Origin of the sequence: Bacillus sp. SIMBA_005 (assembly GCF_046535585.1) — a bacterium.
Taxonomy (GTDB): domain Bacteria; phylum Bacillota; class Bacilli; order Bacillales; family Bacillaceae; genus Bacillus; species Bacillus pumilus.
This window is the reverse complement of record NZ_JAWRWI010000338.1, coordinates 1-275: the sequence shown is the minus strand read 5'-3', so window position 1 is coordinate 275 and position 275 is coordinate 1. Positions and strand designations below refer to the sequence as shown.

General features: G+C 72.7%; 1 pseudogene. It reads left to right on the top strand.

What is annotated here, in order from left to right:
* Nucleotides 1-275 (top strand): annotated as a pseudogene (locus SB660_RS20380) (hypothetical protein); the annotation flags it as partial.

Genomic DNA, 275 nt, shown 5'->3' with positions numbered 1-275 from the left:
CCAGCTCGTCGTCGCCGGCGAGCTCCCCGGGCTCGAGGCCCTCGCCACGCAGCCCGTCAAGGGAACCAGGGTGATCCCCCTGCAGGTCGCCGGTGCGTTCCACACGGAGTACATGGCGTCGGCCGTGGCCGCTCTGCGCGACGCCGTGGCGACCGTGACGCCCACCGACCCCTCCATCACCCTGTGGAGCAACCGCGACGGCTCGGTCGTCGACAACGGCGCTCAGGCGCTCTCCCACCTCGTCGACCAGGTGTCCTCCCCGGTGCGGTGGGACC